Origin of the sequence: Thalassospira sp. MIT1004 (assembly GCF_001858545.1) — a bacterium.
GTDB classification, from domain to species: Bacteria; Pseudomonadota; Alphaproteobacteria; order Rhodospirillales; family Thalassospiraceae; genus Thalassospira; species Thalassospira xiamenensis.
The window spans coordinates 53,435-73,896 of the sequence record NZ_MCAO01000002.1 but is presented as its reverse complement, the minus strand read 5'-3'; the positions used below and the strand labels follow the sequence as shown (position 1 = coordinate 73,896).

At 55.4% G+C, this 20,462-nt stretch carries 16 protein-coding genes; 3 read left to right on the top strand and 13 right to left on the bottom strand.

Annotated elements, in window-relative coordinates; all coding sequences use genetic code 11:
* On the top strand, positions 1–300 hold the full coding sequence (locus BC440_RS01060; RefSeq protein WP_071239428.1) for an antibiotic biosynthesis monooxygenase: 300 nt from the start codon (positions 1–3) through the stop codon (positions 298–300).
* 139 nt (positions 301–439) lie between these two features.
* Here the strand turns inward: BC440_RS01060 and BC440_RS01055 are convergent, their stop codons facing one another.
* The 11 genes from BC440_RS01055 to tldD all read right to left on the bottom strand — a co-directional run bounded on the left by BC440_RS01055 (position 440) and on the right by tldD (position 15,715).
* On the bottom strand, positions 440–1,432 hold the full coding sequence (locus BC440_RS01055) for a peptide ABC transporter ATP-binding protein (RefSeq protein WP_063093300.1): 993 nt from the start codon (positions 1,430–1,432) through the stop codon (positions 440–442).
* Complete coding sequence (gene dppD, locus BC440_RS01050; RefSeq protein WP_071239427.1) at positions 1,432–2,457, bottom strand: dipeptide ABC transporter ATP-binding protein; 1,026 nt, start codon at positions 2,455–2,457, stop codon at positions 1,432–1,434. Before dppD ends, BC440_RS01055 begins: the two co-directional genes overlap by 1 nt.
* A gap of 3 nt (positions 2,458–2,460) precedes the next feature.
* Positions 2,461–3,402: an ABC transporter permease subunit gene (locus BC440_RS01045; protein WP_007091185.1), complete on the bottom strand. Its 942-nt coding sequence runs from the start codon at positions 3,400–3,402 to the stop codon at positions 2,461–2,463.
* Between the two features lie 13 nt (positions 3,403–3,415).
* Positions 3,416–4,426 carry an ABC transporter permease subunit gene (locus BC440_RS01040; protein ID WP_071239426.1) on the bottom strand — a complete coding sequence of 337 codons (1,011 nt, stop codon included), beginning with the start codon at positions 4,424–4,426 and terminating at the stop codon, positions 3,416–3,418.
* Between the two features lie 117 nt (positions 4,427–4,543).
* Positions 4,544–6,151, bottom strand: a complete 1,608-nt coding sequence (locus tag BC440_RS01035; protein WP_007091183.1) for an ABC transporter substrate-binding protein — start codon at positions 6,149–6,151, stop codon at positions 4,544–4,546.
* Between the two features lie 400 nt (positions 6,152–6,551).
* The gene (locus tag BC440_RS01030; protein ID WP_071239425.1) at positions 6,552–7,577 is read right to left on the bottom strand and encodes a beta-eliminating lyase-related protein; all 1,026 of its coding nucleotides are present in this window, start codon (positions 7,575–7,577) and stop codon (positions 6,552–6,554) included.
* A 103-nt stretch (positions 7,578–7,680) separates the two neighbouring features.
* A complete protein-coding gene (locus BC440_RS01025) occupies positions 7,681–8,694 on the bottom strand; it encodes a beta-eliminating lyase-related protein (RefSeq protein ID WP_071239424.1) in 1,014 nt (337 codons plus the stop codon).
* An 88-nt stretch (positions 8,695–8,782) separates the two neighbouring features.
* Positions 8,783–11,098 (bottom strand): adenylate/guanylate cyclase domain-containing protein, encoded by a 2,316-nt coding sequence (locus tag BC440_RS01020; RefSeq protein ID WP_083379283.1) that lies wholly within the window; start codon positions 11,096–11,098, stop codon positions 8,783–8,785.
* A gap of 22 nt (positions 11,099–11,120) precedes the next feature.
* Positions 11,121–12,557: a FecR domain-containing protein gene (locus BC440_RS01015; protein WP_071239422.1), complete on the bottom strand. Its 1,437-nt coding sequence runs from the start codon at positions 12,555–12,557 to the stop codon at positions 11,121–11,123.
* Positions 12,558–12,575: 18 nt separating this feature from the next.
* Positions 12,576–14,045 (bottom strand): tetratricopeptide repeat protein, encoded by a 1,470-nt coding sequence (locus tag BC440_RS01010; protein ID WP_247643513.1) that lies wholly within the window; start codon positions 14,043–14,045, stop codon positions 12,576–12,578.
* Between the two features lie 236 nt (positions 14,046–14,281).
* Positions 14,282–15,715, bottom strand: coding sequence for a metalloprotease TldD (tldD, locus tag BC440_RS01005; protein WP_007091177.1), 1,434 nt, complete (start codon positions 15,713–15,715; stop codon positions 14,282–14,284).
* A gap of 226 nt (positions 15,716–15,941) precedes the next feature.
* Here tldD and BC440_RS01000 point away from each other — a divergent pair, with 226 nt between their 5' ends.
* Complete coding sequence (locus tag BC440_RS01000; RefSeq protein ID WP_071239420.1) at positions 15,942–17,210, top strand: DUF3422 domain-containing protein; 1,269 nt, start codon at positions 15,942–15,944, stop codon at positions 17,208–17,210.
* Positions 17,211–18,109: 899 nt separating this feature from the next.
* Here BC440_RS01000 and BC440_RS00995 read toward each other — a convergent pair.
* Positions 18,110–18,334: a hypothetical protein gene (locus BC440_RS00995; RefSeq protein WP_139192063.1), complete on the bottom strand. Its 225-nt coding sequence runs from the start codon at positions 18,332–18,334 to the stop codon at positions 18,110–18,112.
* A gap of 67 nt (positions 18,335–18,401) precedes the next feature.
* Positions 18,402–18,668: a hypothetical protein gene (locus BC440_RS22535; RefSeq protein WP_139192062.1), complete on the bottom strand. Its 267-nt coding sequence runs from the start codon at positions 18,666–18,668 to the stop codon at positions 18,402–18,404.
* A 106-nt stretch (positions 18,669–18,774) separates the two neighbouring features.
* On the opposite strand from BC440_RS22535, the gene BC440_RS00990 reads away from it, so the two are divergent.
* A complete protein-coding gene (locus tag BC440_RS00990) occupies positions 18,775–20,319 on the top strand; it encodes a Fic family protein (protein WP_071239418.1) in 1,545 nt (514 codons plus the stop codon).
* The last annotated feature ends 143 nt before the right edge of the window (positions 20,320–20,462 follow it).

The following is a 20,462-nucleotide window of genomic DNA, read 5'->3' as shown; positions in this document are numbered from 1 at the left end:
ATGATCATCCTGATGGGGCACATTCATGTTGATCCACCTGAAATTGATCAGTTCATCGACGACGTTCGGTTGATCGCGCGCAATGCAACACCCGAAAAAGGCTGTCTTTTTTATGCGGTTAATCCTGATGCGGCATGCCCGGGGCGTCTCGTTATTGCCGAACGTTGGCGCGATCAATCGTCATTGAAAGCCCATCTTGAAACACCAGAGGTTTTAACCTTCGTGCACAACTGGCAAGGCAGGATGAGAAGCGAGATACAGCAATATCAGGCCACGCACGAAGAAACATTCTTGGGCTGAGTTTTGTTCTCAGAGTTCCATACAGCCAGCAAAGCCTTTGCAGGCTTTCTTGTGACCCTGAAAGGCTCAGGGGCGCAGCTTGTTAAAGCGCGCCCCCTTGCTCCCTTGTCTACCCGGATATCCGGGCGATCGCCTGTTTTCAGGCGATTTCTTCGACCCGGTGGCAAGCCACCTCGCGGCCTTCATACATGCGCAATTCAGGGCGAACCTGTGCGCAATGGTCGGTCGCGAACGGGCAGCGTTTATGAAACGCACAGCCCGACGGCGGATTGATCGGTGAAGGCAGTTCACCGGTAAGCGGCTCTGCCTTGACGCGATGCGCCGGATCGATCTTTGGTGCCGATGCCAGAAGTGCTCTTGTATAGGGATGCAGCGGCTTGGCAAAGATTTCTTCGGTCGGTCCCTTTTCAGCGACGCGCCCCAAATACATCACCATGACGTCATCTGCAATATGGCGAACGACGGAAAGATCGTGCGAGATGAACACATAGGCGACATTCATCTCTTCCTGCAGGTCCATCATCAGGTTCAGAACCTGTGCCTGCACCGACACGTCAAGGGCGGAAACCGGTTCATCGGCAACGATGACTTTCGGTTCAAGGATCAGCGCACGCGCAATCGCGATACGCTGACGCTGCCCGCCGGAAAACATATGCGGATAGCGCCCGTAAAATTCGGGGCGCAGGCCAACCTTGGCCATGGTTTCGCGCACACGTTCCTCGCGCTCCTTGCGGCCCAGATCCATGTTAAGCAACACCGGCTCGCCAAGGATCTGACCGACTTTCTTGCGCGGGTTCAGCGACCCGTAAGGGTTCTGGAAGATCATCTGAACCGTGCGACGGAACAGTTTGGCTTCCTTGTCACTCAGATCTCCAACCGCTTCGCCGTTGATCTTGAGCTGTCCGGCACTGGGCTTTTCAATCAGGGTCAACTGACGGCCAAGTGTGGACTTGCCACAACCGGACTCGCCAACAACCGCCAGCGTCTTTTTGGCTTCCAGCGTAAAGGAAACACCATCAAGCGCCTTGACCATCGCACTGGGTTTGCCAAGGCCGCGGCTGACTTCATAGTGACGGACAAGATCATCGGATTCCAGCAACGGAACACCGGGTTTTGCATCAAGAAAACTCATTACACGGTCTCCCCGGTGGTCTGGCCGGTGGTCTGGCCGGTGGTTTGGCCGGTTGGCTGGCCGCGGTCGTCAAGCGGATAGAAACAACGCACATCGCGCCCGTTATAGGCACCAACATCGGGACGTTCGACAACGCAACGATCATTGGCATAACGGCAACGCGGCGCCAGAAGACAGCCCGCCGGGCGGTCATACTGGCCCGGAACCACACCGGGGATGGTGCGCAGGCGGTCATGCCCTTCGGAGCGTTCCGGCAATGCCTCAAGCAACGCCTGGGTATAGGGATGGCGCGGGGCGGCAAAGATGCTGTCCGCCGGGCCACTTTCAAACAGCTGACCGGCATACATCACCTGAATGCGATCAGCCGCTTCGGAAACCAGTGCCAGATCATGCGTGATCAGGATCAGGGCCATGTCACTATCGTCCTGCAATTTCAGCAGCAGGTCGATGATCTGGGCCTGAATGGTCACGTCAAGGGCGGTGGTCGGTTCATCGGCAATCAGCAGGCGCGGATTGCACGCAATCGCCATCGCAATCACGATACGCTGGCTCATCCCGCCCGAAAGCTGATGGGGATAGGCGGTCATGCGTGATTTCGGATCGGGAATGCCAACCTGGTTCAAAAGGTCAAGCGTACGTTCACGCCGCTCTTTTTTCGAACCGCCCTCATGGACTTTCAGGGCTTCCATGATCTGGGCCTCGACCGTAAAGCACGGGTTAAGGGCCGACATCGGATCCTGAAAGATCATGCCGATATCCTTGCCCGTAATCGCACGGCGTTTGCCAGGCGACATCGTCAGCAGGTCCTGACCGTCAAAGGTCAGGCTGTCGGCGGTGACACGACCGGGGTAGTCGATCAGGCCCATGACGGCAAGCGAGGATACGGATTTACCCGACCCCGACTCCCCGACGATGCCAAGGACTTCGCCGCGATCAACGGAATAGCTTACATTATCAACAGCACGGAACGGCCGGTCTTCGGAGCCGAACTCGACTGTCAGGTTTTTAACTTCGAGAAGAGCCATGACTTACCGCTTCATCTTGGGATCAAGGGCATCGCGCAGACCATCACCCATCAGGTTGAAGGCAAGCACGGTGACGAGGATGCAAAGGCCGGGGAAGGTGATCACCCACCATGCCGATCCCACGAATTCGCGGGCTTCGGCCAGCATGGTACCCCATTCCGGCAGCGGCGGCTGTGCGCCAAGGCCAAGGAAGCCAAGGGCGGCAGCATCAAGGATGGCACTGGAAATACCCAATGTGCCCTGAACGATCAGGGGCGCCATGCAGTTCGGCAGGATATTGACGAACATCTGGCGCATATGACCGGCACCGGCAATCTGCGATGCGATGACATATTCCTTGTTCAGTTCGGATACCACCGAGGCACGCGACAGGCGCACATAATGCGGCAACTGGACAATCGCAATCGCCAGCATGGCGTTTTCAAGTCCCGGGCCGAGGATCGCGACAATCGCCATCGCCATGATCAGGCTGGGCAGGGCCAGCATGGTATCCATCAAGCGCATGATGCCGACTTCGATCCAGCCGCGGAAATATCCGGCAACCAGTCCAAGAACGATACCGGCAACCATCGAAATGATCACGACGAATACGCCGATGGTCACCGAAAGCTGCGCGCCATGGATCAGGCGCGACAGGATATCGCGGCCAACCGCGTCGGTGCCAAGGATATAGCGCGGATCAGCACCTTCCATCCAGATCGGCGGCTTCAGGAACGCGGTGCGGTCCTGCGCAATCGGATCAAACGGCGCAACCCATTGGGCGAATGCCGCCATGAACAGGATGAAGCAGATGATGATCAGGCCAACATAAGCACCACGGTTCTTGCGGAAATAATTCCACGTTTCCATGAACGGGCTTGGCGGATTGATCTTCTGGTCTTCCACTGCCGCCGCTTCGGCTGCTGCCGTTTCGGGGGTGGTTGATTGGGTATTCTGGTTTGTCATTTCCCGTGCCCCCTTAACGCTTGTGCCGGATGCGGGGATTGATCACCCCATACATCAGATCGACGAACAGATTGACCGCCATAACCACGAAGGCAATCATCAGGATACCGCCCTGGATGGTCGGATAATCGCGGCGGTTCAACGCCTCGACAATCCATTTGCCAATACCGGGCCACGAGAAAATGGTTTCGGTCAGGATCGCACCGGCAAACAGCACACCGACCTGAAGGCCGATGACCGTAATCACCGGGATCAGGGCATTGCGCAGCGCATGGACCATGATCACCCGCATCGGGGCAAGGCCCTTGGCGCGTGCCACCCGGATATATTCCTCGCCCAGAACTTCAAGCATCGAGGATCGCGTCATACGCGCAATCACGGCCATCGGAATGGTGCCAAGCGCAATCGTCGGCAGGATCAGATGACGGAGCGCACTGAGAAACGCGCCTTTTTCATCGCTAAGCAACGTATCGATCAGCATGAAACCGGTGGTCGGCTCGATGTAATACATGATCGACAGGCGACCGGAAACCGGGGTCCAGCCAAGCGTTGTCGAAAAGAACATGATCAACAGCAGCGCCCACCAGAAAATCGGCATCGAATATCCGGTCAGCGATAAACTCATGGTCAGGTGGTCAAGCCACTTTCCCCTGTTGATCGCGGCAATGACCCCCAATGGCAAACCGATAATGATCGCAAACAGAATCCCCGCGACGGACAGTTCGATCGTTGCCGGGAACAGGGTCGCGAATTCTTCGATCACCGGACGTTTGGTGACAAAGGATTCACCAAGATCGCCCTGCAACACACCGCCCAGATAATCGAAATACTGAACAACAAGCGGTCTGTCGAAACCATATTCCTTTTGCAGTTCGGCGTATCGTTCGGGACTGATACTGCGCTCGCCTGCGCGCATCTGGATCGGGTCGCTCGGGATCAGGTGAATCATCAGAAACACCAGAATGGTAACGCCAAAGAAAGTCGGTATGACGTCACCCAAACGGCGTAAAAGGAAACCTAACATGCCATTGGGCCTTTTTTGGCATCCGCGCGCAAGGCCTGCGGGCGGACGTCTCTCTCTATTGCGGAATTGCAAAGAGGCCCGGAAAACCGGGCCTCTTCGGCAAGGTGTAGGGGCGTGTTATTCTGTGATATCGACGCCGTAGAAGATGTGACCGCCAAACGGATCGATCTTGTAGTCGGCAACTTCTTTACGGATCGGTTCGAAAACGATCGAGTGCGCGATGGTTGCCCACGGTGCTTCACGTTTGAAGACGGTCTGGGCTTCTTCGTACAGACGGGTACGCTCAAGAACATCAGCAGTGGTTTTCGCCTGCTGGATCAAGCTGTCGAATTCCTCGTTGCACCACTGTGCACGGTTCGCACTGCCAACGGCATCGCAACCCAGCAGAACAGCAAGGAAGTTGTCGGGGTCGCCGTTATCGCCGGTCCAACCGAGCATGAAGCTGCCCTGTTCACCGTTTTTGGTGCGCTCAAGATATTCGCCCCACTCGTAGGAAACGATTTCGGCTTTCACGCCAATCGCAGCCCAGTCAGCCTGAACGAGTTCAGCCATACGGCGTGCGTTCGGGTTGTAAGGACGCTGTACCGGCATGGCCCAGATATCGGTGGTGAAACCATCCGGATAACCGGCTTCTGCCAGCAACTTCTTGGCGGCTTCCGGATCATACGGATCGTCAACGGTATCGTTGTTGTACGACCAGATGGTCGGCGGGATCGGGTTTTTGGCGGCAACGCCTGCACCCTGATAAACACCTTCGATGATCGCAGCCTTGTTGATCGCCATGTTCAGGGCCTTACGAACCTTGACATTGGTGAACGGCTCTTTCTGGGTGTTATAGCCAAGATAACCGACGTTCAGACCTTCCTGGCTCATCAGGTTGATGTCGCCATCGGCTTCCATCGCGGTCAGGTCAGCCGGGTTCGGGTACGGCATGACATGGCATTCACCGGCTTTCAGCTTCTGGTAACGAACCGTGCTGTCCGGGGTGATGGCAAAGATCAGGTTATCAATCGGTGCCTTGCCTTCCCAGTATTCCGGGAACGCCTTGTAACGGATGACCGCATCTTTCTGATACTGGACAACCTGGAACGGGCCGGTACCGACCGGGTTCAGGTCGACATTTTCCGGGGTGCCGGCTTCCATCATTTTGTCGGCATATTCAGCCGACAGGACGGATGCGAAATCCATTGCCATGTTGGCAATGAACGGTGCTTCCGGACGGTTCAGAACGAATTTGACGGTGTAATCGTCAACTTTGACGATGTCCTTGATCAGTTCGCCCATGGACATCGAGTTGAAATACTCGTAACCGCCACCCGAAACCGGATGGTACGGATGTTCTTTGTCCCACTGGCGACGGAACGAGAACATCACGTCGTCTGCGTTGAAATCGCGGGTCGGGGTGAAGGCATCGGTGGTCTGGAATTTAACGCCTTTACGCAGGTTAAAGGTGTATTCCGTGCCATCGGCCGATACGTCCCAACTGGTTGCAAGGCCCGGAACGATGGTGGTCGTGCCGCGCTTGAACTGGACCAGACGGTTAAAGACGTTTTTCGATGTTGCATCAAAAGTCGTCCCGGTCGTGTAAAGCTGCGGGTTGAAGCCTTCCGGGCTTCCTTCCGAGCAATAAACCAGGGTTTTTGCCGAAGCGGCAGTCGGAGCAGCAAGCGCAGTCGCTGCAAGCAGACCTGCACCGATCGCCGCTTTGACGAAATTCGCTTTCATATAAGATGCCTCCCTCAAGGCTGGCCCGAACAATTTGCGCTGGTGGCTGCTGGCCTTGAACGGCTCATGCATTGCAATTTGCGCAAATAGACGGGCGGGTTTACCCGATCCAACATTTATGTTGGCAATCGACGAGGGAAAATAATCAGGGTTTCTGGGTATCGTCAACGTTTCCTGCGGGGTTTTACGTAGGACGATCTGATCGAATGAATGATGAATTTATGTCAAGTGTTTGTTATTTTTATGAAATTGTCCCCCACAATCGGGTATGGGAGCCGTGCATTTTTTTCGGGTCTGTACATGACCCAACGGAAAAACACATAAAGCTAACGTGCTTTTCCATCCGATCTATCTTCTTGAAATTTCTAGATTCGTTTGATCACGGAACCCCTTGCACCGATCAATTGCGCGCAATGCGATCATTAAGCTCACTGATTTGCGCGATATCCGTGTTCCACGCTGTCACAAATCGATAAATATCCGCCCCCAATGACGGCCACGAATAAAACAGCGCCCCGGCATCGCGCATTTTCTGCGCCAGTTCGGCGGGGATATTCGCAAAAATCTCGTTGCCGTCGGCGGGATGGGCCAATGTCGCCCCATGCGAAACCAGCATGTCACAAAGGGTTCTGGCCGCGTCGTTGGCATTTCGCGCATTGCGCAGCCAAAGATCATCCTTCACATAGGCCAAAAGCTGCGAGGCCAGATAACGATGTTTGGAATAAAGATGTCCGCTGCGCTTCCGGGCCTGCTCGACCTTGCCGCGAAGCGACGTATCAAACAGGACAATCGCATCAACCGCCTGCGCACCGTTTTTGGTTGCCCCAAAGCTGATCGCATCAACACCGGCCTTCCACGTGATATCCGCCGGATGACAGCCCAGATGTGCAACCGCATTGGCAAACCGTGCCCCATCCATGAAAAACCGAAGGTCGCGCTTTTTGCAAATCGCGCCAATGGCTGCGACTTCATCGGCGGAATAAACCGTACCCAATTCGGTCGCCTGCGTGATCGCCACGCATTCCGGGGCCACCGAATGCACCCCGCGATCAACCCGGCTTGCCAGAAACGCATCCAGATTGTCGGCCTCAAGCTTTGCCGCCGGGCCATCAACCGGCATCAGCTTCGCCCCACCGGTAAAGAACGCAACGCCCGTGCTTTCATCTTCGTTGATATGGGCCTCGTGATGGCAAACGATGCCGCCAAACGGCGATACCAGTGCCGACAGGCTGATGCAGTTTGCCGCGGTCCCGGTGGCAACCGGAACAACCGCGACCTCACGGTCAAACAGCTCGGCAAAGGCCGCGTCAAGCTGACGGCTGGTGTCATCATTGCCATAGGCGGGGGCATTGCCGCTGGCTTCATGTTCCAGCGCGCTCAGGATTTCCGGGCACAGGGGCGATACATTGTCAGAGGCAAAATTCATCGAACGGGTCCGTGTCTTGTGGTGGCGTTAATGCGGGGCCGGGCGTCATTCCGCCAACCGGCCACCCTTTATCACATGCGATCCGTTTGAATGGCAATGATGCCTATAGTGTTTCCGGCAAGGTACGGATTGCCTCAATCGGGCTGTTCCAGCCGCTAACAAAACGAAACGCATCCGGCCCGACCGCCGGCCATGGCCGAAAGACCAGCCCCGCCTTGCGCAACCGTTCTGCCAGATCGTCATCCATATGCACAAACAGCTCGTTGCCCTGCGGGGTGAATGCCGCACGCGCGCCAAGGGTTTCAAGCGACTGGCAAAGGGCGCTTGCGGCCTGATTGGCATGGCGGGCATTGCGCAGCCAAAGATCATCCTTCACATAGGCCAAAAGCTGTGCAGCCAGATAACGGTGCTTGGAAAACAGATGCCCACCGCGTTTGCGCGCCTTTTCGACCCGACCGCGCAATGACGGATCAAACAGGATGATCGCATCCACCGCCATCGCCCCGTTCTTGGTTGCCCCAAAGCTTAAAACATCAAGCCCCGCCTTCCAGGTAATGTCCGCCGGATGGCAGCCAAGGGCTGCTATCGCATTGGCAAATCGCGCCCCATCCATGAAAAACTTCATGCCATGCGCCTTGGCAACCCTGCCAATCGCCTGAACTTCATCAACGTCATAGATCGTACCGAATTCGGTCGCCTGCGTGATCGCCACACATTCCGGATCAACCGAATGCATGCCATGGGTGTTTTCGCGGGTTAAAAACGCATCAAGCGTCTCGGGCAAAAGCTTTGCCGATGGCCCGTCCATGGTCATCAATTTTGCCCCATTGCCATAAAATGCCACCCCGGTCGATTCCGTGCGGTTTATATGCGCCTGATGATGGCAGGCCACCCCGCCAAACGGCGACACCAGTGCCGACAACCCGACAAGATTGGCCGCCGTCCCGGTGGCCACCGGCACCACCGCGACCTCCTTGCCAAACAGGTCCGAAAACGCGTGATCAAGCTGCTGGCTTGCCGCGTCCGCACCATAAGGCAGGGCGGGATCGCTGGCCTCGCCAATCGCGGCAAGGATTTCCGGGCAGATCGGTGACACATTATCAGACGAAAAATTCATCGGGGCCTCGGTTCTTTAAGGTGGGGCAAGGGCGTAGGTGACGGGATATTCAGCTTCGGTTGATCGCATTTGAAATGCAAGAAACGGATTACTTGCTGGTCGCGACAAAAACACCGTCCCAATCCGAAGGTGGCGGGCTTGCACGGAATGTCGCAATGCGATCACGATAAAGCCCGTAAAGCCCGGCAAGATCAAATTGCCCGATCATGTCGGTCGCAAGATTGATGCATTCATCAATCAGCCGTTCCGTACCATCCCAATCCTGCAATCGATAGCTCTGGATCATCTGCATATGGCGGTCACGCAGGTCGGCAAATTCCGCGCTATGGGCAATCGTACTGTCGCCCAGCAGGGTAAAGATGCGCACCGCCTCGCTTTTGCCCTTCACGGCAATCAGATCAAGCTCAAGGATGGCGAAACCATCCGCCGCCTGTCTTGCCGTTTCCTCGCCAATGACAATGCCGACACCGTAATTTTTTGACTGTCCCTCAAGCCGTGAAGCCAGATTGACCGCATCGCCCAGCACCGAATAATCAAACCGCTGATCAGACCCCATATTGCCGACAAGGCAATTGCCGCTATTGATCCCGATTCCGATATTCAGTGGCAGATAGTCTTGGCCTTCCTCGGTCGCTTCTTCTGCACGGCGCGCATTCAGATGTTCAAGCGCATCAAACATCGCAAGGGCACTTTCGCAGGCCCGGCGCGCATGTGCGGGCACGTCAAGCGGCGCGTTCCAGAACGCCATGATGCAGTCGCCCATATATTTGTCGATGGTGCCTTCGCGGTCCAGAATCGCCTTGCTAAGCGGGGTGAGCAACCGGTTGATCAGGCGGGTCAATCCTTGCGGGTTTGATTTGAACCCCTCCGAGATCGACGTAAACCCGCGCACATCGCAAAACAGCAATGTCATGTCGCGGGTTTCCCCGCCCAGTTTCAAACGTTCCGGGTGGCGGGCAAGCTGTTCAACCAGTGCCGGTGACAGATAGTTGGCAAAGGCCGCGCGCACCTGTTTGCGTTCGCCTTCGGTGCGCATGAAGCCGATTGAACTGGCAATCAGATAAACCGCCACCAGCGACACCGCGCCGTAAACCGGATCAATCAGGATTTGCTGGCTGCTATAGGCCCACCATGAAAACCCGCCTGCTGCCACCGTCATGGCGCCACCAATGATTGCCGGCCAGACCGCGCCAAGCTTCGGGATCGCCAGCACGAAAAACAGGCCCACCAGCAACAATACAAGCGTCTCGATCTCGGCCGCCCAGTAGGGCCGCGTCAGGAACTGCCCCAGAAGCATCTGTTCTAACATCTCGGCATGGATTTCAACACCGGGCAAAACCGGATCAAGCGGGGTGGATCGCAAATCAAGCAACCCCGCCGCACTGGTGCCAATCAGAACAACCGTGTTTTCAAGGGCCCGTTCGGGAAGGTTGCCTTTGATCACGTCGGCGGCGGAAATATATCGTTCGGCGCGGTGCCCGGCGAAATGGACCCACATATGGCCCGATTGATCGGTCGGGATGGTGACCTCGCCAACCCGGATGGCTTCAACGCCTTCGGCGGTGGTCCATCGGGTTGCACCACTTGCCCCCGAAAGCCGCACATTCATGGTGCGCGGGGCATCCTGAAGAATACGGAAAACTTCCATCGAAAGCGTCGGGTAAACCGGCTTGCCGATCAGCGTTTCCTTGTGATCAAGGGCTAGCATCAGCGGAACCCGGCGCACAACCCCGTCCTGCTCGGGCGATACATTAATGATCGCATTGCCTGCCGCGGCTTCCTCAATCACCGAAAGGTTCGCGGTCGCCCCCGAAAGAACCGGAATGAAATCCGCCAGATGCCGACCGGCTTCGCCGCCAACGCTGAAATTGCCGACCTGACGCGGCAGGGTGCTGAACGGCTGTGATGTCAGTTGGGCGGCGGTAACCACCTGTCCGACACCATTGATAAACTCGGCAAACAGCAAATCATGATCGGGCAGGGTTTCGGCAAGTTTTGCCAGGGCGTCGCTGTTATCATTTTTGGGCCAGTCATGCACGACCCGCGCGGGCGATGTGCGGTCCGGCTCGGCAAATACGATATCGAAACCGACAACCTGTGCCCCTGCCAGCCGCAAACGGTAAATCAGTTCCGCAAGCCTCGTGCGCGGCCACGGCCATTGCCCCATTTCGTCAAGGCTGCGCTCGTCAATATCGATGATCCTGACACCCGCATCCTCGAACGCACGCGGCGCGATCCGCTGATAGGTATCAAACACCGACATCCGCAACTGCCCGACCAGCGGCACATCCTGCCAGCGCAGAACCACACAAACCAGAAGCACGGCCAGCGGCACCAGATAATGCAGCCACAGGGTCACGCGTGCGCGTGAAAGGCGTCCGGGTGTGTTTGGTTGATCACTCACTTAATATGTCTGATAAAAGGGGTTACGGGGTAAGAGTTGCTGATCCGCCTGCGCCGGAGGAATTTGCCGTTGTCGTCAAATTAAAATCAACATTGGTAGCATCGCTAAAGTCGGTGGACGCACTACAGCCACCTGTAGTGCACTCGCCGTCATAAATGAAATTTGAGCTACTAAAACTCGCTGCACCATTGCTGGACGTGAAATCGTACGTCCCGGTTGTGGCCGCACCTTTGAAAGTCGCGAATGCTGCACTTCCGTCGTCGACATTATCAAAATCAATTTTGATCGTGCGAGATCCGAAGTCTACTTGAGCGGTGTAGGTGTAGCTCAAAGAGCCAGAGCTTACGTTCTGGGTTGCGCTATAACTACCGGACGAGATCTGGCGCATGCCATCAAATGTGAATTCGCTGCTGCCGCCATCTCCACCGCTACCCCCACCATTATTCTGCGTGGTTTTTTCAATCTGGTTCAAGGCCGTGGCGGCATCCGTGACACTACCCCCGGCATTCGTGCTCGATACCTGCGCCATGGCAACGTCAAGTGTCGAGGCCATGGTTGATCCGGTTTGCGTCGTTGCCTGACGGGTCTGCTGTGTCGTCAGGCTGCTGCCGCCTGATGCAGACGCGGAGGATGCTGTGCTGCCGCCCTCGTTCTGGCTGTTCGATGCCGTGCGCACCAATGCGCGCGAAAAGTCGAATGTTGCAAGGCTCTCCGGGAAGCGGATCGGTTCGGTGACCTTGTTGTTGGCAACAAACACACCGAAATTCTCGCCGGTCACGTTTTCACTGTTGCCGTTCTGGTCAAACACGGCAAAGGCACCGGGGCGCGATGTGGTGTCATTGCGCGAAAGGCCCGGCCCCTGATTGACCGCCATGAAAATCTGCGGGCCTGTGCCGCTATTGTTTCCATCGCTTGAAAAATCAAAACTGCCCGGCACGATCTGGTTGGCTTCATCCGCTGAAACCGACCGGATCAGGCCGATGGTGCCGCGAATGCCAATCGATCCGACCGGCAGATTGACATCCATGCTCGATGGATTTTTAAGCGGGATTTTACCGGTGACAAACCGCACGACGCCGCGCGCCATATCGGCAACGATCCTGCCATCGCCGGTCACCGGGTCATAAACGAATTCATCAATCGCAAGGTCGCTGTTCGGGCCGATGGTAAACACCGTTTCATCCAGCAACAGGATCTGCATGCCCGAATGGGCCGATGTCGTGATGCGGTCGCCAAGGTAAACCGGCATGCCGCTTTCAACCAGAACACCAACCTCGCCAACCGACTGCGCCAGAAGCACCTCACCCCTGACCGCAGCAGAAACCCCCGCCATTTCACCGCTGCGTTCGGCCTGCGCCATCGTGACACTGGCCAGAACTGCCGCCCCTGAAAGGACTGCAAGCTGCAAATGTTTTGCCCGCTTTGCGAAACGGGGGGCCAAAGCTTTGAATACCGACATCCCTAAAACTCCCATTCCCTAAAACTCCCAACGGCGCGTCAGGAAAAACTGCGCGCGCGCGTTATGATATTCGTAATTGGGAATGTTTGATTCTGTGTCCAGATATTCACCGGTGACCGACCAGTTGATCGGTGCCAGAAAGGCATATATCTGTCCTGCCGTTTTGCTATCCCCAAACAAGTCATCTGGCAGCATTTGCGAAAGCGGCGCGCCATAGGTCAGTCGCAATCTTGTCGTCCGGTCCTGTCGGTGTTGCGGCGAATTGCCGGTCACCAGAAAGTCCGGATCGCGATATTGATCAAGACCATAGCGAACACTTCCGCTGATATAACTTCCCCCGCCAAACAGATAAGCATGGATCAGTTCCGCACTCAAGCTGTCATAACTGTTGAAATTGCGCGCGGCTTCCTTTTTACCCGCATTAAGATCAATCGTCGTGCGGTTTGACGGGCTCCATGCGTAATTCACCCCGGTTCGTGCGCCATATCGCTGCCCGGAATGCAGCCGAAGCGCGCTTGATTCCGTCGTATTCTGGTACCGTTCATCGGCATAGCTGACTTCGGTGTAAAGATTGGTATCGGGCCGGATGTTCCAGTCCGCACGCAATCGGCCGCTTCGCGATGTCAGGTATTTTTCCCGCGAAAGCGATTGCACCGTCTGGTTTATCACCGGTGTCAGGCTGAAATATCCGCCGCGGACACGCGCGCCAAGGTCAACCGAAAACGACCCCAGATCAAGGCTGTCGATCTGCACCTGATCGCTGCCATACCCGGTCAGGGCGGCAAAAACCTCGTGCCCTTCCTGATAGCCAAGGTCATAGCTGACGTCATAACGCATCGCCCCGATATGGGCGATATCATTGCGCGGTTTGTCCTCGGATGCCGTGATGTTGGTCAGGGTTCCGGTGACAAGCTGCTGCTTGTCTGACGGTGCCGCATTGCGGTTGCTGTCAATCTGGCTGCCAAAGGTCACGGTCAGGTACTGATGAAGCCGCTTGCGCCGTGTCTCAATCGCCGAAAGATAACGGTCAATATCGGCCGCAACATCGGGCGATACATTCATCGCACGAAGGCGTTCAAACTGCGCACGCGCTTCGTCAAGGCTATCAAGCCGGTAAAGCACAATCGCGTAATAAAGCCTGATCGCGGCAAGATCGGGATCAAGCACAAGGATGCGTTCCAGTGTCGCCGACGCCCCGCGAACATCCCCGCGCGCAATCTGCGCCTTGGCCCAGCGGAAATTCAGGACAACATCATCGGGACTGGCCAGAACATCGGCAAAGCTGATATCGCTGCCATCATCGGTCTGAAGCAGCAGGCGTGATCGTTCCGCCGCATCAATGATCTGCGTAAAATCGCCAATGAAATTCCGGGCTTCATCTGTACGGACATCGACACTTTGCTGTGCGCTTGTTGTTGTCGCGCCTGTTATCAGCATGCCGCACAGGACAATCAAACCCGTGCCGCACCGCCATCTGAGCGATTTCAATATTTTTCCCCAAGGTCGCAACCCGGTTTTGCTTTTTTCAGTCTACCCACCCCAATGCGATACCTGAACAAAACCGGTCTGATTTTATCGTTATAGATTATTGATTATGCGGTCTGCGGGAAAGTCATGCGTTTGAATGATGCCAAGTCTATGCAATGGACTTTATACTTATTCGTAAGTACAAAGGCCCGGCAATTTTCCGGGCCTTTTGCTTCAAAACAAGTTCTAAATTCAACCTAAACGGCCGTGCCACCCACGGTCAAACCATCAATGCGAAGTGTTGGCTGACCAACACCGACCGGAACACCCTGGCCATCCTTGCCACACGTGCCGATCCCGTCATCAAGCTTCATGTCATTGCCGATCATGGAAACCTTGGTCAGGCTATCGGGACCATTACCAATCAGGGTCGCGCCCTTGACCGGTGCGCCAAGCTTGCCGTTTTCGATCAGATAGGCCTCGGATGCGGAAAACACGAACTTGCCCGATGTGATATCGACCTGCCCGCCACCGAAATTGACCGCATAAATGCCTTTCTTGACCGACGCCAGGATTTCGCCCGGGTCCTTGTCGCCGCCCAGCATATAGGTATTGGTCATGCGCGGCATCGGCGCATGGGCATAGGATTGACGCCGCCCGTTGCCGGTGGATTTCACACCCGTAAGGCGCGCATTCAGCCGGTCCTGCATGAAACCTTTCAGGATGCCATCCTCGATCAGGACCGTACGCTGGGTCGGGGTGCCTTCATCATCAATCGAAAGCGACCCGCGGCGATCATGGATCGTGCCATCATCAACAACCGTGACCCCCGGCGATGCAATCCGCTGACCCAGCAAACCGGCAAAGGCCGATGTGCCCTTGCGGTTGAAATCACCCTCAAGCCCGTGACCGATGGCTTCATGCAACAGAATGCCGGGCCAGCCCGGACCAAGCACCACGGTCATCTCGCCCGCAGGGGCGGCAACCGATTCAAGGTTCAGCGTCGCCTGACGCAGCGCTTCGTCAACCGCCGATTTCCAGCTTTTTTCTTCAAAGAACCCGTCATAGCCAATGCGCCCGCCCTGACCATGCGATCCGGTTTCCATGCGGTCGCCCTGCTTGACGACGACGGAAACGTTAAACCGCACCAGCGGGCGAATATCACCAATCCGCTGCCCGCCACTGCGCCAGATCTGCACTGCCTGCCAGTTGCCCGAAATCGATGCGGAAACCTGCACCACACGCGGGTCCTTAGCGCGCGCATAGGCATCGATCTTGCCCAGCAGATCAACCTTCGCCTCAAACGTTGCCTCGCCCAGCGGATTGACATCGGAATAAAGCGACACATTGGTGCCGATCGATCCCAGATCGACCTTGCCCGACCGGCCATTGCCAACCGCCTTGACGGTCTCGGCCGCACGGCCAACCGCATCGTTGGAAAGCTCGTTGGAATGCGAAAAAGCGGTGGCTTCATCGGCAACAGCCCGCAGGCCAAAGCCCTGTGCGGTGTCGAAATTGGCACTGCGCAGGCGGCCATCATCCCATGTCAGGCTTTCTGACTGCCGGTATTCAAGGAAAAGTTCCCCGTCTTCCGCCGCGCCCAGCGCATCATTGACCTGCTTTTCAAGCCGGTCGCGATCAAGGTCGCCATTGGCGAAAAACAGGCTGTCGGTTTTGCTCAGATCGGTCATGAAACCTCCTTGCGGGCGTGCCGGATGGCAACAGATGGGCGACTTTGGCCAGTTTTGGCCATGCGGGCGATTTTCGCCTGTGGGTTAAATCACTTATGACAGTATTTTCCCTTACGTTTTCAGGGCTATCTGCCACCTTGGACTTTCGTCTATACAGAACGTGTCAGGGCGTTAGGGTTCTGACCCCTATATAGACCGCAATGGCCAATTATGAAAGCCCGTGGCAATGTTTGTTGAACATCCCCAGCGTGTCGCCCTTCATAACGAAATCCATGCCCGCCCGTTTGGCGGGGTGCAAAGCCCGGCCCGCTGCACCTGCATCGCCTTCCACGCGGGCGAGGAACTCGATACCGATGTCCGCGACCATTTTCAGGGCTTCTGCCAGCGATACAGCCTGACACCCCCGGCACCCGATCAGAAATATTACGAAGCCCAGTGCGACGGCTTTTCCGTCATCTGGGAACGCCACGCCGAATTCACCGTCTATGTCTTCAAACGCCAGGCCGCCTTTGACCATCCGTTTGATGATCCGGTCATCAACCTGATCCCGCAGGACTGGCTTGCCGCCACCCCGGGGCAGCTTCTGGTCGGCTTGCACATCGCGATGGACCGCGATGAACGTTCGTCTGATGAAGTATCGCGCCTGTTTGATCATAACGGCCTGACCGGCAGCCGCGTTCTGGGTGGTACGGCAATGGTCTGGACCGATTTTCGCCTGCATGGCGATGGCTTTGGCCGCATCCTGATCCGTGATCAGGGCCTAGAGGTCCTGCAGGCCGGGCGTCTGATCCAGCGGCTCAAGGAAATCGAAGTCTATCGCATGATGGCCTTGCTGGCCTTTCCGCTGGCCCATTGCGCAACGCCCAAGGTATCGGAAATCGATACCCGCCTGTCATCGATCACCGCCGAAATGGCCAGCAAATCGCACACCGACGATGAAGGCACCCTGCAAAAACTGACCGACCTTGCCGCCCAGACCGAAGAAATGGCCGCATCGCTGAACTACCGGTTCAGCGCGGCGCGCGCCTATTACCGCATCCTGCAGGCCCGCCTTGTCGAACTGCGCGAGGAACGCGTCGAAGGCCTGCAAACCATGACCGAATTTATGGAACGCCGTCTGGCCCCGGCAATGCGCACCTGCCAGAATATCGGTGATCGCCTCGAAGTGCTGTCGAAACGTGTCGCGCGCGCCAACAACCTGCTGCGCACGCGGGTCGATATCCTGCTCGAAGCCCAAAACCGCGACCTGCTCGCCAGCATGGACCGACGCGTCAAACTGCAACTGCGCCTGCAACAAACCGTCGAAGGCCTGTCGGTGGCGGCGATCACCTATTACGCCGTCGGGCTTCTGGGATATCTGTTCAAGGCGCTAAAGGATGCCGGCCTTCCAATCAACGACCGCGTAGCCACCGGCCTCGCCGTGCCGGTCGTCCTTGCCGCCATCTGGATATCCATGCGCCGGATCAGGAAGGCGCTGCATCGCGACGAGGGGTGATAGTAATGATTTTCTGCTCTGACAGTTGGGGCATGAGCTTGTTACGCTGATACCGATCAAGAAATGCTATTGCCTTTTCAAGCGTCGGTTTTGGTGGCTCACGATCATTCCCATCACACCTGCTGAGCTGCCAAAGCTCCCGTTACTTGATCTGGATCCATCTGCATGCTCGTCTCCAGAACCATCGGAATTATTGCCAGGGCCATTTGAGCCACCTGTATGATAAACAATGCGATTGGAAATCAATTCAACAATGCTGTGTTTCATTGTTTACCTTCCAGATTAGTCAAACACGCGATCAGTCGGATGCGAGATATCGAAACAATTCAGCTATTATTCTGAGTCTCATGTGCACATTTTCTGCGCCACAACAGAGCCCCAGCGATAATACGGAGCACGAAAACAACACAAAATGCTATCAATGGTGAAAAATGAAAATCTAACCCAGCTTTTGAAATTATGTATATACAGACAAAACAAGAAATCAAAGTCGGCTTCCAATTGCAATAATAACCAAATACATTTCCACTTATAACTTCAAAAAATCTCTCACTGAATTTCATCATTAAGGAATACAAAATAATTGCAAAATAATCAAAAAATTCTATTTTGTATAAATCATTTAATGACAAAACAGATAATGAAACATAATAAACAACGCATAACAAAGTTGCGAAAATATACCTCTTATCAACAGTCATATTTCAAAATCTCCCCCCAAACTAATTAGCTGTCGACTCAAACCGAATGACACCTTACCTCTCCCTCAAACTCTCATCCCGATAGCGCAACATCGGCCCGAGTACATATTCCAGTAAACGACGCTCGCCGGTTTGGATATCGGCCCTGACCGTCATTCCGGGGTGCAGTGGCGCTTCTCGCTCGCTCACCGTCAGATATTACTGCGCCAGTTCGATCTTGGCCAAGTAAACCGGCCCCAGCTTTTCATCGACAACCGCATCAGGCGACATATCGATCACCGTTCCTTCAATCGCACCGAACTTGGTAAACTCGAATGTTTCAACCTTTATCCGGGTTTTCTGGCCGATATCGACAAAACCGGGATTGCGATTGGCCAATTTGACTTCTGCCACTAGCTTGCTGTCTTCCGGCACGATTTTCATCAATGTCTGAACATAAGGGGACAGATTTATTTTTAGCAGCGGCTTTTGATGTGCGCATGTTCTGCCATCAAACCTCGCCAGCACCAGATGCGTGGCAAAGCGTTGCTGCGGTGTCAGATTCCATTTTCCGGCCCGCTACCAGAATAGAAGCACCGCGATAAAGGTTAGTTTCGCCAGCCACCGGCATCGCCGTGCCCGTCGTCCTCGCCGCCATTGGATATCGATGCGCCGCATCAAAAAGGTGCTGCATCGCGAGGAGGGATGAGGGTGCCTGAAAATCCCTTTTTATGGCATTTGCGATTGAATTACGACGAATATGCTTGTTTTTTAGCATAATACGACATCTGCGAATGTTTTACGACAAAGCTTGATGGGAATGTTTTTCGACATTATCCTGTTAAATAGAAAGAAATACGACATGCGCGAAAGATTTACGGCATATGCACTTCGTTTCGGCGACGCCTCTCGCATTTCAGGATGAGCTTGTCCCTGAGGGAACAACGCTTATCGGCCTGTCTGCGCTTGTTTATGCACTTGATGTGCAGGCTCCCGTGCGCGTTGCGTGCTGTGTCTCGGAAAAACACATACGAGGTGGCTCCAGGGTCGAAGGAGGCTGGAAAGTCTTCGACAAACGGTTCTTGCTCGGCGAGACGTTCGGGGATCACCTCACCTTTGCGCTTAAACATGAAGCCATGGATTTACTGGTTCTCAAGCGGGTGTTTGATGCCATTGATCCGGGTGAGATGAAAGCCTTTGTGTTATCTGCGCCCACCGGTGCGCCGTCGCGGCGCGCATGGTTTCTGTATGAGACACTCACTGGCAATCAATTGGACGTGCCGGACGCGCCAAATGTGGCCTTTGTCGATCTTCTCGACCCCAAGGCATACTTTACAGCAGAGTCTCGTCCGTCCAAGCGTCATAAGGTGCGCGATAACCTGCTTGGAAATGCGCGGTTTTGCCCCGTCATTCGTCGTACGCCAGCGTTAGAAGATTTCTGCACATTGATGCTGGCCGATAAAGCACATGAGACCGTGGGGCGAATAGGCAAGCATATCATCGCGCGCGCGGCGAGCTTTATGCTTTTGGCCGACAGCCGTGCCAGCTTTGAGATTGAAGGGGAGCGTCCGCCCAGAAGTCGTCTTGAACGGTGGGGGAAGGCGGTTCAGCAAGCAGGCAAGAACCCACTTGATATGGCGGAGATCATTCGCCTTCACGGTGTTCTGATTGAGGATAATCGGTTCATTCAGGTCGGGCTCCGCCAGGATGGGGTTTTCTTGGGCGAGCGGGACCGATATGGGGAGCCACTACCCGAATTTATAGGAGCTTGCCCCGACGATCTCGAAAACTTGACGGCAGGCCTGATCGAGGCAAACACACGTATGCGTGAGGCTGGCCTTGACGCCGTTCTTCAAGCCGCGGCTACGGCCTTCGGGTTTGTGTATGTTCACCCCCATGAAGATGGTAACGGGCGTCTTCATCGCTGCTTGATCCAGCATGTGCTGGCAGAGCGCAAGTTCACACCTCCGGGTATGGTATTCCCCGTGTCGTCGGTCATGCTTGATCGGATTGATGCTTACAAGGCCACGCTTCAGGGACATTCAGGCCCCTTGATGCGCTACATTGAGTGGCAGCCGACACCAGAGCGTAATGTCGAGGTGTTAAACGATACCGCTGACTTATATCGCTATTATGATTGCACCGATGAGGCCGAGTTCCTTTATGCCTGTGTGCGTCACACGGTTGAGCACGACCTCCCGCGCGAAATTGATTACATCCGCCGACATGATGAAGCCATGAGGGCCATTATGGAGGCAATAGAAATGCCCGATAGACTCGCAGAAGACTTCATTATGTTTATGCGCCAGAATCAATGGGAACTCCCCAAACGCCGCCGAAACAAGGAATTTGAAGCTTTGACAGATACGGAAGTGTCTATGCTGGAGAATATCGTGCGGGATGCCTTTGGTGGATATGAAAAGGCATAAGCTTGGGGGCTGCAAAGAGTTATTCGAAACTGGTTCTTGGCTACCAAGCCATTGCGCCTAAGGCCGCTTACACCGTTGCCGATACCAAAACGAGGGCATGAACTTCTGCTCTGGCATTACGCTCAGGCCAGAGCATAATGTGA